A 13,413-nucleotide genomic window follows, 5' to 3' on the forward strand; every position below is an offset into this window, starting at 1 on the left:
CACTTTTTCTATAGTCTTGATTTTTGCTTCTTTGTATCAAGACAAAGAAGAATAAAAAACCAAGGTAAGTACACTGGAGGCCCCAACTTTTTCTACTTGATCCGCAATAGTCCCTTTCTGTTACCGGATACAAACCAACAGTGTATGGACTACTTCTGTAGTCATCCTCATGCAGCGTCCCTGAACGAGCCGCTGCGGGGAAGCAGATTTTATCTCGCTGCGAGCGCTGCGTCGCAGCGAGAACAATAAAATACTATTGCTGATAATACTTCCTGGCGCATACAGGCTGGTAAAATCTTTGCCATAATGCAAATGTGTAGGTGGACAACTATGAGAGCAGGTGTAGGTGGATAGTACTCGAGTTCAGGTACTGACAAATTCCTGTATTATCCTCGCGCAGCGTCCTTGAAAGAGATGCTGCGGGGAAGCGGATTTTATCTCGCTGCGAGCGCCGCGTCGCCGAGAGAACAGTAAAAGACTATTGCGGATAATACTTCCTACCGCATACAGGCTGACAAAATCATTATCCTGCTACAGAACAGAACCGCGTGCAGGGTGTTATCTTTGAATATAGTGTAGTATTCGAGATCAACCCAAACATACGGCGCCCATGCAAAAAGATTTCCCGGTACACCAATTGCCGCTTGTTGACTTTTTAGCCTCCGACCAAAGCCCGGCATTTGGTCCGCATGTACCCAGCCACCGGATCAACTTCTATGCCATCGTATGGTTCCTCAAAGATGGCGGCAAACATTATATCGATTTCGAAGAACACGCGGTACGGAAAAACAGTGTTTACCTGATCGGGAAGAACCAGATTCATTCCATCCCCGCCACCCGGCTGCCGCATGCCAGGACGATTGTATTTTCTACTACTTTTTTTGATCATATCGAAGAACCTTACCTGCGCCAGTTATTCTTCCCCTTTCACAGCCGTGGCACCGATATCCCGGCAGACATGCTGCTGCCCATGAAACACCTGTTCGAGCTCATCATGCTGGAAAGCAATACCACTGCCGATCGTAGCCTGTTGCTCAAGTACACCACGATCCTGCTCACCTACCTGCTCCGGTTCAGCAAGTCGGATTTTTCTGCATTGGCTACCGAAGATAACCGCATGCTGCGCCTCTTTCAACTACTCGAGGCCAACTACCAGGAGCACCGGCCTGCCTCGTTTTACGCCCGGCAAATTGGTCTTACTCCTAAACGGGTGAATGAAATACTCCGGCAAAAAATGGGCACGACCATTAACGGCCTGCTGAACCGCCTGTTGCTGCTTGAAGCCAAGCGGGAGTTATCCCACCAGCAATATGCGATCAAGGAAATAGCCTACAAACTGGGATTCTCAGACCAGTCTTACTTTGCCCGCTTTTTTAAAAAGCATACCGGTATGGCGCCGGAGCGCTTCCGCGATCAAGGCGGATCGGGCTTTGGTATCCGGGCGCCTCAATAAGCGAAATGTTCAAATTGTGCGCATCAATGTGCGTATAGTGCGCAAACAATTACCGGGCGTGAGGGAACTTTGTGTTCTTAGTTATTGACCTAAATTTTTAAATTATGTCCATTCTAAAAGATAAAGTAGCCCTGGTAACCGGAGCCGGTTCGGGCATAGGCAAACAGGTAGCCCTGAAATACGCTGCCGAAGGCGCAAAAGTGGTAGTAAGCGATATCGTTGAAGAAGGCGGTAAGGAGACCGTGGCCGAAATTAAAGCTGCCGGCGGCGAAGCTATATTTATTAAAGCCGATACCGGAAAGGCCGAAGATAACGAACGCCTGGTGGCGCAAACCCTTGAACAATACGGCGCTTTACACATTGCTTGTAATAATGCCGGCATTGGCGGTCCGATCGAGCCTACAGGAGCCTATCCCCTGGATGGCTGGGAAAAAGTAATCCGGATCAATCTTTCCGGCGTGTTCTACGGCATGCGTTACCAACTGCCGGCTATCTTAAAATCAGGTGGCGGTAATATTATCAACATGGCCTCTATATTGGGCAAGGTGGGGTTTGCAAATTCTGCGGCCTATGTTGCCGCTAAACACGGTGTGATCGGTCTTACAGAAACTGCGGCCGTGGAATACAGTGCCCAGGGCGTACGTGTGAACGCGGTAGGTCCCGGCTTTATTAAAACGCCGCTGGTAGAAAGCTCCATGGACCAGGAGTCTAAAGATGCGCTGGTGGCCCTGCACCCGATAGGCCGCCTGGGCGAACCTGAAGAAGTTGCGGAACTGGTGCTGTGGTTAAGCTCAGACAAGGCATCCTTCGTAACCGGCGCCTACTATAATATAGACGGTGGCTATTTAGCCAGGTAGTTACAAGTAATGCTATAGGATGCCCCGGTAAGATGGAAAAAGCTGTGTTGGTTCAGCATTCAAATGATTGGGATGGAAGTGGTCAGGGGGCTGATTAATCCGCCTAAACCTCACATTATTGTGAGGTTTTTTTGTTTTAGGTCGGTACCGGATATTGCCCTCCCTGAAGGCCGTTGCAGGAAAAATAAATTACTACGGGTTATCACGGCGGAAGCGCTTAAAATAATATTGGGGCATTGTTCCGCTCCGGATTTATCTGCATTATGTCTTACTTTTATAAGGTCTGCTCCGGTGAAGCGCCTTCCCAAAGTGGACATGGTGATTTCCGAAAAACCAGGAACAGAGTAGGAACAACCCAAACCCCAAGAAAAAATCATGACAACTTACGGTATAAACTTTGCCAATGAAACGCCGGATACATGGACGCTGTGCATATACCAGTTCCTGCCTGGTTCGGTAGGTCTCGAAAGCGTGGCCTGGAAACAAACCCGTGTACCGCGCAACGGCGAATCGGGTATTGAATGGAATATGGAATATGTTGCCTGCCTGGCAGAGTATAAGCAATCCGGTGGCAAGGGTTTTTACAAAGCGCTGCAAAGAATGAGAACGGAGTTGGGCCGGCACTGGAATTGTGTGTATGAAGACGACGTGCAGCAACTCTGGGAAGCCGGTGCAACCACGTCCGGCCAGTTGCTCATTAGCAACCGATCTCCGCAGCTAGCCAACCTGGGTATCGGTATGGACGGGAGCCTTGCCCTGGTAAAGCGATCTGTATATTCGGGGAACAACGCGCAGTTTGCGGGTAAACCGAAATTTTACGTCGCTTTATTTCACGAACTGCTGCAAGGCGAGATCATTTCCGGTAACCAGGTTTATGGTCCGCTGGAAGTCGTTTTCTCCGGCGACCGCAATTATAAAAACTTCGTGGCCAGGATAGAAGGCTCCCGTTTTATCTTTGAAGAAGCGGGAACAAAAAACAGGGTGGAAGCGCCCTACGAACCAAGATAGGCGTTAAAAAAACTGCTGTTTACAGTACGGACATCACTGATGTCCCGATAGAAAATGTCCTGGTAAGTAGCTAGCTTACCAGGACATTTATATTGTAACTGCCTGTTTGTTCTGTTACTGAACAAACAGGTAACTACAGGTTGAAGATCTTATTTTTTCAACAAACGAAGCGCGGTGCCATCGGCCAGCCTGATCGCATAAACACCCGGCATCCACTGGCCTGTGGCTATTTCCTGTTTGCCTTCCTTCATCATGAAGGAAGCGACTTCCTGGCCAGACAGGTTGTATACTTTAGCGGTGGTACCGTTAAGCGCGGTATTATGGTTGTCTACGATACAATACTGCGCCGCGGGAACCGGGTAAAGGGTAACCGCATCGTTGCTGCGGATACGGGATACCATTATCGTTTTACTATACGTATAACTGTTGTTCGCTTCCGTTATTTTAAGACGGTAGTAAGCCAGGTTGTGACGGATGTCGCGGTCGTCATAAGCATAAGCGCCACCTTTGCCACTGGCTGCACGGGTATCCAGCGCAACGAAATCGCTCCCGTTTACACTGCGTTCTATACCGTACTGTGCGCCGGCTGTTTCTACTGCTGCCGTCCAGCGCAGCCTGTTGCCGTTAGGAGTTGCATCGGCATTAAAGTCGACCAGGTTAATGGCCAGCGGTGTGCCGCCGAAAGACATAACCGTAGCCTTGTAGCTGTTATTACGATCTGCAAATACTACGTAAGGAACACCACTGCTATTGATCGCGATTTTGCCACCGGTCGAAGCGCCACCGGAAAAGTCGTCGGGCCCTACCGATACCCAGGCTGTGCCGTTGTATTTCTTTACAGAGCCGGTATAGGCTGGTGCGGGTCCCCTGTAGACAACATAAGGCGTCGTGTTGCCATCTACCGCGATCTGTATATCGTCTGCATTTAATCCGGAAAAATTCGGAGCGCCTACATTGCCCCAACTCGTTCCGTTATATTTCATCACGGTTGCGCTGTAATTCATCATCCCGTCCACATAGGCTATATAGGGCGTCCCTGTGCTGCCAACAGCTATCTGGGGAAAGTAAGCCGCCATTCCTGTAAAGCCCGATGCACCCACGGTAGTCCAGGAGGATCCGTTATATTTTTTAACGGTTAATTGCGACATAGCGCCCTCGCCGTATACGACATAGGGTGTACCGCTATTGTCTATAGCCATATCGGGAGTTTCCGCTGCCCCGGCACTAAACCCAGGAGTACCAAGCGCCACCCAGCTTGTACCATTATATTGCATTACCGTTGCTTTGTAGTTGTAGGCTGCATCATCGTACAATACGTACGGGATGCCGTTGCTGCCGATTTTGAGTTTGGGCTTAGCCATATTCGCCGAAAAGCCGGTGTTACCAACGTTTACCCAGGCGCCGCCTTCAAACTTCATTACGGTAGCCTTACCGCCGGCGTTACCATCGCTGTAGGCGATATAGGGTTTGCCCGATGCATCAATCGCGATGGCGATGTTATCGGCCAGGCCAGCCGAAAAGCCGGCAATACCTACAAGCTCCCAGGTGCTGCCGTTAAACTTTGCAACGGTAGCCTTATCGTTGTTACTGCCATCCTTAAAAGCTACATAAGGGACACCGCTGTTGTTAAGCGCGATGCAGGGATTACTGGCTACTCCCGATGAAAAACCGACACTGCCTACAGTCGCCCAGGATTGTGCGTTTACACTTACAGGCGAGGCAGTGCAGCAGATAGCATAGATCGCTATGCCACTAAAAAAACGTTTCATAATACGATTAAAATTTTGGTCGGCAAATGTAGCGTAGAAAAGAGTAAAATTGTGCATTTAGTGTCTCATTTATTATTGATATGCAACATATTATAGCATTAAAACACATTAGTTTTTAATTGATCTAAATTGAAGTAATCCGTTGCGCAAAACAAGACGGAATAAGTTTGCTGAGGCTTGCAAAAAGACCTTTGCATGAGGTATAAAAGAGGCATGCAACGATCCGTTCCTTTAGGGTTGTTGTGGGACGACAATAACAAGAGCGTAGCATACAATAAACAGGAGGTTGTCCCGTTTCCTACCCGGCGTTGAATTGTGTTTTCCCAAAACGATCGTCTAAATTTGCTTTACATTATGGACCATAATGACCTGTATATAGAAAAGGGTAATTACAAGATCCGGCGGCTACTGGAAACAGAAGCGCTGCTTTACAAAACCCTGCGCCTTGAAGCGATTAGCGAAGAGCCGGCCATGTTCCGTTGCAGTACGCCTGCGGAAGCCGGACTAACCGACTCCGAATGGCGGGAACGGATCAAACCGCCCAGGATTGTTTTCGGCTTGTTCGTACAGGATACGCCGATCGGCATGACGAGTATCGTATTGTTAAACGAACAACAGGGTTACCTCGGTCAATCCTATATCAGGAAGGCATACCGCGGACTGGGCCTGGCTGCATTACTTTACCAGGTAAGAATGGCCTGGGCTGCCCGGCTGCAGTTAAAGCAATTACAGGTAAGCCATCGCGAAAGCAATATTATATCTAAAGCGGCAAACCAGCGTTCGGGCTTCGTTTATAGTCATCGGGAAACGGCGAACTGGCTGGATGGCACTACAGAAGATGTATGGTATTATACCCTGGACCTGTAACAGGATACACCTTACACAACGCCTGGCAACCGGGGCGTTATGCTGTTGCAGACTGCTTATCCGGGAGCTGTAATCAGATAACCTTCCCTGCTCTGCGAAGTGTCGCGAGTATCCAGCGCTTTTATATTTGTTCCCGGACTGCAGCAGGAAGCCACTATCTTCGCATCCCGACCTTGGACTATTATTATGAAGCGTATTTTTGTTTTTATTGTCGCCTTGCTTGCTCTTGTGCAGCTACAGGCGCATGCCCAAACCGATAGTGTGCAACGTTATGTATCGGCTGCCCTGGAAATCATGAAGAACAGGTCGGTGAACAGGCACCGCATCAACTGGGATTCGCTCTGCACCGATACGTATAAACGGGCGGCAGGGCTGAAAACGATTAAGGAAACCTACCCGGTGCTTAAACATGCGCTGACTGCATTGAACGATGCCCATTCCAACTTTTATCCGCCCGAACAGGTTGAAGCGTATACCCTCGGGTACCGGGCTACCGGCCAGGAATTCCCCGTAATTAAAGCAAAGATAACGGACAACAACCTTGCGCATATCGAACTCCCGCCTATCGGTTGTTATCACTTCGCAGAATGGGATGAGCTGGTCAATACGTTCTATGAAAAAATAACAGAACTGCAAAGCCATAAACCCAAAGGCTGGATACTGGATCTCAGGGGCAACTACGGCGGCATGTGGTATCCTATGCTTGCGGCCATCTCGCCTATGCTGGATCAACACCAGGTAATCGGTACGGTAGATGCCGACGGGCAATACGCTTTCTTCGATTACCGCAACGGGCAATTGTTTGAAGGCGGTAAAGCGGCGCATCGTTTCCACGTTAAAAAGCAACCCCGGCCCGTAACCCAGCCGCTCGTGATCCTGGTGAGTAAGAAAACGGCGAGTTCCGGAGAGTTCTGCACGATCGCTTTTGCCGGACAAAAGCAGGTTACCGTCATCGGGCAAACCACGCAGGGCCTCACCTCCGGTAACCAGGAGTATAAACTTGCCGACGGGGCATTCCTGGTGCTGACGACCGGTAATACGGTAGACCGGCATAAAAAAGAATATAACGTAGTAGGGCAGGGCGTTACACCGCAGGTCCTGCTGAACGACCTGTCCGATGAAGCCTGCCTGAAAGCAGCAAACGATATCCTGTCGCGGCATCGGTAGTCTTCCGATGCTGAACCCCTTTACCAGCGGGCATCCCGGCTGATTTTTTTTCAATTATATTACAGCACAACCAGGGCCTGCAATGGGCCCTTTACTGGTTGTGCTGCTTTTTTATACCAGGAGCGCAGTCGCATGTAATGATAACATGATTGTGTATTGCCGCTTGGTTACCCCGGCAGTTGCTGCATGCCGGCAGGAAAATAAATTGCGTATAAATACGCAGTGAAAAGCAGCAGAAGCACGCTTGTATCAACTGCTCAGACTTGATAATATTGTACCGGATTAGCTAAACAAGATCAGGGAGAACACGACGATAAAACCCGGGTTGAATCTGCACCAATGTACAAACGGTTGCGGGGAACATAAAAATAATGACATGGCTGGTCTCCGGCGCCCAACAGGGTTTGCCGGCTCTTCTACTCCCTTCGGTACGATTTAAATTCAAGCATATGAAAAGCCAATTTTTAGTGTCGGTATTGTTTTTGTCGGGTGGCCTTGCAAGCGGGCAATCCTTCAGGGCTGCAGTCCTCAATCCTAATGTTTACCGTACCGAAGTTAATTTTGATGCGGTACGGCTGTCTGACCAGCACGGCAATATATACAACGAAGAAGTAACCGTAGACGTTGAAGGCAGGTTTATGGACTATAAAATTATCTCTGAGGATGAAAACGGCTACATCATCATCCGGGTATTGCCCCGCGTTATTTACGAGACCATCAATACGCCTCACGGTCTTAAAAACAGGATACGCCGGGCAGCCAGGGGTGAAGAGATCAATTGCCGGACGGATGACGGGTATTATTATAACCTGGCCGTAAAAAAAGAAAATTTCCCGCCGCTTGGAAAAACACTGCTGAGTACAAAGATCGTTGGCGTACCGCTCGTTCATCCCTTTAAGTTACGGGCAGCCCTGGGTGACCAAGACTGGGAGCTTCAGCCCGAATTTTCCGTCAGTTATTCATTTGGTATAAGGCTTCGGAGAGGTGGCAAATTCACGCCTAAGTATCTTACATTGATACCTTACGGATTTGGCCTTGGCAACGCTAAATATTTCAGGGCTAAAGATGATCCGAAAGAAGATGGCGTTGCTATCACGTACTACCAGGCGGGTTTACTATACACCTGGAACAAAGTAAATTTCGGCGCGTTCATCGGGTTTGACGCCATGATCAGCAAACGCAACGATTGGTTTTACCAGGGCAACAGTTGGTACTCTTTTGGTTTGGGATACAAATTCAACAACGATTAAAACCTGTTTTTATGAAAGCAATAATCACCACTATGCTTATTTGTATTAGTTCGTTGGTATCGGCGCAGGAAGAAAAAGAGGAAAAAGCCACCGCTTCTTTCTCTAAAGGAGACTCGGTCATGTCGTACGAAACGATCGATAGTCAAACGCTGCTACTGCCGACCGCAATAAAGAGTGAAAAGCAGAACAGAAGCGACTCCTGGACCTTAAAAGCCGGTGCTGTAGAGCCCGTAAAACTGAGCCGGATAAAGACAGTCAATCATACCGCCGGCGGACGGGAGGAGTTTATTTTAAGGATCGATTACCGGTCGGGAGGATCGCTCGCAAAGCGTAAGTTCCTTATTTTAGAGCAAGGCGCCTGCAAGCGGGTGAAAGACGTGCTTGTACTTCTTAAGCGTGATGACCTGGAAGGCGAATTACGATGCCAGGTTAATGATAAATGCAGCATCGGGACCTATGACCGTAATGGGAACATCATTTACTTCCTTGTTATAGATGACCGCGAATTCCTGTTCACAGACAAAACAATATTTACCGGCTTGCTGCGCAAGTTTACAAAAGATAGTGCTGATCCGGAAAAACAACAGGCGCCATGTTGTGTGCATGGCAAGTAAGCGGAGCTGCACTTTGCTCAGTTATGCTTATACCGCTTGGGTATTGCTATGCCTGCATTCAACCCGGCAGCGGGAACAGGCAGGAGGAACAGACCGGCTTTGGCTGGCTGTTCCTCCTGGTAACCGTTGCAGGCTTAATGTGTATCCTGTTCTCCCGCAGCAATATCTTCATTGGCCGGGGCTATCACCTGGTCGCCTTCCTGTAAGGCGCCATATATCTGCACCGAGTCGCCGCCCGCATTGCCTGTTGCTACATTTACCTTACTGATGCGGCCTTGTTGCCACCGCAGCACATAGCGGCCTTCCGTCGAAGTCACCACTGCATTGCGGGGTACGATCAGGGCTTCGGTATCGCCTGGTGCATCGAGGATCACATCGGCGTACATCCCCGGGCTCATCCGGTCGTCCTTATTCGGTACATCGATCTCTATTCTTTCGTTCCGGTACCGGGCATCCACGTTATCCGATCTCCTGCTGATAATGCCGGTCATTTTTTTACCCGGGAATGCACTCAGCAAAAACGATACCGAGTCTCTGGCAGTTAAGGTAGCTGCCTGTGTTTCGGGCACTTCTACCCGCAAACGGAGCATATCGCTTTGTTTGAGTTCAAGCATCGGCAAGCCTTTATCCGCGGCACTTACCAGTACACCGGGGTGTACGTTTCGGGCCGTGATCACGCCGCTGAACGGCGCGCGTACTTCGAGGTAGCCCTGCATGGTTTGCTGCATCTGCCATCTTGATTTCTCGGCGTTACATACTGCGTTGTCGGCATCCATTTTGGCTTTGAGCGTAGAGAGGTCGAGCGGCGATATAGCGCCCGGTGTGCCCGATGCTTCGAGCAGGCGCTGGTAATGTTCCTTATCGATCGCCAGTTCGGCGGCGGCTTTGGCATATTGTTCGCGTGCCTGTGCCGATAGTTGTTGCAGCTCGGGCGCTTCAAGCGTCATCAACAGGGTGCCTGCGGTTACGCGGCTCCCGATATCGACATATACTTTCTGTACATAACCGTTCACCTTGGGAAAGATATTGACCTCCTGGTAGGCCGCCAGCTGTGCCGGCAGGCTAAGCCGGGTGGCAATGCCGCCACGGCGTACCGTTGCCAGGGTAAAGGGTTGTTCCTTTGTGGTTTTGGCTGCTGTATGCCCCTGCTGTTGCGGGCCGGAGCAGGCTGCAAAGGCTACACACAGGGCCAGGAAAAGGATCGGGTAGGTTTTCATCTGAAATAGAATTAATGATTATCGTTTTCCGGCAGCAGGGATACCGGTTTAAAAGAAGCTTTCTGTCTTACCCAGCCATAGACAAGCGGTACAATAAGCAGGGCGGCAAAGGTCGATGCGATCAGGCCGCCGATCACTGCCCGGCCCAGCGGAGCGCTCTGGTCGCCCGATTCGCCCATACCGCTGGCCATCGGTATCATACCGGCAGTCATAGCCAGGGTCGTCATCAGGATGGGGCGCAACCGTATGCCGGCCGCTACTGCCGCAGCTTTGAACGGATCTTTATATTCCTGGCGCAACGACTCTGCATTGGTTACGATCAGGATTGCATTGGCCACCGATACCCCCACCGCCATAATGATCCCCATATAGGACTGCAGGTTAAGGGTCGCTCCGGTAAGCAACAGTAACAACATAGCGCCGGCAAGTACCGCCGGCACAGTGGCCAGTACGGCGAAGGCCACCCCGAAGGATTGGTAATTGGCAGCAAGCAGCAGGAGGATCACGACAATAGCCACGAGTAATCCCTTCTGCAAAGCATCCAGCGTTTCTTCGAGCAGCGACGACATACCCTTTACTTCGGTAACCAGGCCCTTGGGTGGTGTGCCCAGGTGTTGTATGGTGCCCTGTACCGCGCTGGTAGCGGCGCCCAGGTCTTTATGACTGATATTGGCGCTTACGGTAAGAAAACGCCTGGGGCCCGCACGGTCATATTCGCCCGGCAGGGTATCGGTGGTGATCTGCGCTACGTCGGACAATACCGGCCGCTCCTGGCCCTTAACCAGCGGTATGGCCTGCAGTTGCTGTACCGAATTCATCAGGTATTCGGGCACCTGCACCTGTACCTGGTAAGTATAAGCTACCCGGGTATCGAGCCATTGCACCTTCTCGGTAAAGCGGCTCGACGAGGTGGCATCGGTAATGCTGCGCGCAACCTCGCTGAGGTTAAGCCCCATCTGGGCCAGGCGGAAGCGGTCTACCTGTATCTTCAGGGTAGGGAAGCGCAGGGGTTGGGCTATCTGCACGTCGCGCAGGAAAGGTACCTGGCGCAGGCTGTCGGCCAGCTTGCCGGCATAGCTGCAGATGTCTGCAAAGTTTTTACCCGCCACCCGGATCTCGATGGGGGTAGAGGCGCCCTGCGCCATAATCTTTTCGGTAAGTTCTATGGGTTCAAAAGAGATCCTGGCTTCGGGATAACGTTGTCTTATATTACGCCGCAAACGGTCCTTGAATGCATCGAGCTTAACCTTATAATCCTCGTCCAGGTTGACCTGCACCAGGGCTTCATGCGTACCGCTGTTGAAGATGTAAAGGTTGCTGGTGCCGTAGCTGCTGGGTATGATGCCGACATAGGAAGAGCTGATGGCTACATGCCCTTCGGCGGTACTGTCGATCAGCGACAGGATGCCCTTGGTAACACGTTCGGTCTTTTCGAGCCGGGTGCCATCGGGTTCCCGGATACGCAGCTGCAACTGGCCGCTATTGCTTTTGGGCAACAAGTCTTTACCGATAATAAAGAAACAAAGCGCCGTTATACCCAGCATAACACCCAGGTAAAGCAATACAATCGGCCTGCGTAGCGGCATCTTAAGGCTGATACCGGTTGTCAGTCCTTCTTTGAGCCGCGTTAAGAAGGGCTTTTTACCGGTAGCTTGCTGTTCGTCGGCCCGGTGCTGCTCTATTTCCTGTTCTTCTTCATGATCGAGGGCAAGGCCCGCATGGGCATGGTGGCGGAACATATCTTCCTTCAACAGCCAGTTCGAAATAACCGGCACCAATGTTTGGGCGGCAATAAAAGACAGGATCATGGCAAAACCGATCGAGAGCGAAAGCGGCAGGAACATTGCACCCGGCACGCCGTTCATCACGAAGGATGGGGCAAATACCGCCAGGATACACAGCAGGATCAGCAACAACGGGAAGGATATTTCCGAACAGGCATCGAGTATGGCCTGCCTTTTGGGCTTGCCCATTTCCAGGTGCTGGTGTATGTTCTCGATCGTTACCGTAGCCTGGTCTACCAGTACGCCAATAGCCAGGGCCAGGCCGCTTAAAGTCATGATATTGATCGTTTGCCCGAACAGGTTCAGGAAAAGCAGGGCGCTTAAGATCGCTACCGGTATGGTAATGATCACAACAAGGCTGCTGCGCCAGTCTTTCAGGAAGAGCAGGACCATAAGCCCGGTAAGTATCGCGCCCAGCAAGCCTTCGGTCATCAGGCTCTTAACGGCATTGATCACGAACACCGACTGGTCGAAGGCATAGTCGACCTGTACATCTTCCGGCAACAGGCTTTTCATCTCCGGCAGTTTGGCCTTCAGGGCCTGTACCACGCCCCAGGTGGAGGCATCGGCTGTTTTTACTACAGGAATGTACACCGAACGTTTACCGTTGATGAGCGCATAATCGACAGTAACATCGGCGGCATCCGCCACGGTGGCCACGTCGCGGATAAATACCGTGGCATTGCCATTGGTCGCTATGGGTATGTCTTCAAAGTCCTTTACCCGCTCTTCGAGCGAATTGACGGTGGTTACATACATCATATCGCCGGAACGGAGATTGCCCGACGGCGTCATGGCATTGTTGCCCGATATGGCGCTCACTACCTGATCGGGCGAAATATTGAACTGGCGCAGCTTTGCAGGGTCTACGCTTACCACTACCGAACGGGAGTTGGCGCCGAAGGGCGGTGGGGCGGAGAGGCCCTGCACGGTCGAAAACAAAGGCCGTATGCGCGTTGCAGCCAGGTCATAGATCTCCTTGAGCGACCGGCTTTTGCTGCTGAACACCAGCTGGCCTACGGGCAGGGAAGAGGCATCGAAGCGGATCACCTGCGGCGGCAGGGCGCCGGGCGGAAAGAACTTGGAAGCCCGGTTTACCTGTAAGGCCACCTGGGCCGATGCTTCCGCCATATTGGTGTTTTCGTAAAAAGAAAGTTTGATCAGGGTAAGCCCCTGTACGTTTTTACTTTCGATATGTTTGATGCCGTTTACATACAGGAACTGGTCCTGCAGCCTCGTGGCAAAAAAGCCTTCCATCTGTTGGGGCGACATGCCGCCATAGGCTTCGATCACATAAATCGTAGGCAGGTTGAGCCTGGGGAAAATGTCGATGGGTATCGACTTCAGGGACATCAGTGCAAAGAGCATCAGGCCCGAGAAAAGTACCAGTACGGTAACCGGTCTTTTTAATGCGGTACGTACCATGT

General features: G+C 50.9%; 10 protein-coding genes. 7 read left to right on the forward strand and 3 right to left on the reverse strand.

What is annotated here, in order from left to right:
• The first annotated feature begins 610 nt into the window (after positions 1-610).
• The 3 genes from B0I18_RS13025 to B0I18_RS13040 all read left to right on the forward strand — a co-directional run bounded on the left by B0I18_RS13025 (position 611) and on the right by B0I18_RS13040 (position 3,318).
• Positions 611-1,453 (forward strand): helix-turn-helix domain-containing protein, encoded by an 843-nt coding sequence (locus tag B0I18_RS13025; protein ID WP_106523154.1) that lies wholly within the window; start codon positions 611-613, stop codon positions 1,451-1,453.
• 104 nt (positions 1,454-1,557) lie between these two features.
• A complete protein-coding gene (locus B0I18_RS13030; protein WP_181358458.1) occupies positions 1,558-2,310 on the forward strand; it encodes an SDR family NAD(P)-dependent oxidoreductase in 753 nt (250 codons plus the stop codon).
• A gap of 375 nt (positions 2,311-2,685) precedes the next feature.
• Positions 2,686-3,318 carry a hypothetical protein gene (locus B0I18_RS13040; protein WP_106523156.1) on the forward strand — a complete coding sequence of 211 codons (633 nt, stop codon included), beginning with the start codon at positions 2,686-2,688 and terminating at the stop codon, positions 3,316-3,318.
• Positions 3,319-3,467: 149 nt separating this feature from the next.
• On the opposite strand, the gene B0I18_RS13045 is transcribed toward B0I18_RS13040, so the two are convergent.
• On the reverse strand, positions 3,468-5,087 hold the full coding sequence (locus B0I18_RS13045; protein ID WP_181358459.1) for a T9SS type A sorting domain-containing protein: 1,620 nt from the start codon (positions 5,085-5,087) through the stop codon (positions 3,468-3,470).
• A gap of 354 nt (positions 5,088-5,441) precedes the next feature.
• Here B0I18_RS13045 and B0I18_RS13050 point away from each other — a divergent pair, with 354 nt between their 5' ends.
• The 4 genes from B0I18_RS13050 to B0I18_RS13065 all read left to right on the forward strand — a co-directional run bounded on the left by B0I18_RS13050 (position 5,442) and on the right by B0I18_RS13065 (position 8,985).
• Positions 5,442-5,954, forward strand: coding sequence for a GNAT family N-acetyltransferase (locus tag B0I18_RS13050; protein WP_106523158.1), 513 nt, complete (start codon positions 5,442-5,444; stop codon positions 5,952-5,954).
• A gap of 186 nt (positions 5,955-6,140) precedes the next feature.
• The gene (locus B0I18_RS13055) at positions 6,141-7,121 is read left to right on the forward strand and encodes a S41 family peptidase (RefSeq protein ID WP_106523159.1); all 981 of its coding nucleotides are present in this window, start codon (positions 6,141-6,143) and stop codon (positions 7,119-7,121) included.
• 449 nt (positions 7,122-7,570) lie between these two features.
• Positions 7,571-8,371: a hypothetical protein gene (locus tag B0I18_RS13060; protein ID WP_106523160.1), complete on the forward strand. Its 801-nt coding sequence runs from the start codon at positions 7,571-7,573 to the stop codon at positions 8,369-8,371.
• A gap of 11 nt (positions 8,372-8,382) precedes the next feature.
• Positions 8,383-8,985: a hypothetical protein gene (locus tag B0I18_RS13065; protein WP_106523161.1), complete on the forward strand. Its 603-nt coding sequence runs from the start codon at positions 8,383-8,385 to the stop codon at positions 8,983-8,985.
• A gap of 134 nt (positions 8,986-9,119) precedes the next feature.
• Here the strand turns inward: B0I18_RS13065 and B0I18_RS13070 are convergent, their stop codons facing one another.
• Positions 9,120-10,202, reverse strand: a complete 1,083-nt coding sequence (locus B0I18_RS13070; RefSeq protein WP_106523162.1) for an efflux RND transporter periplasmic adaptor subunit — start codon at positions 10,200-10,202, stop codon at positions 9,120-9,122.
• An 11-nt stretch (positions 10,203-10,213) separates the two neighbouring features.
• A complete protein-coding gene (locus tag B0I18_RS13075; protein ID WP_106523163.1) occupies positions 10,214-13,411 on the reverse strand; it encodes an efflux RND transporter permease subunit in 3,198 nt (1,065 codons plus the stop codon).
• Between the last annotated feature and the right edge of the window lie 2 nt (positions 13,412-13,413).

The sequence above is a fragment of the Taibaiella chishuiensis genome (genome assembly GCF_003014535.1).
Classification (GTDB): domain Bacteria; phylum Bacteroidota; class Bacteroidia; order Chitinophagales; family Chitinophagaceae; genus Taibaiella; species Taibaiella chishuiensis.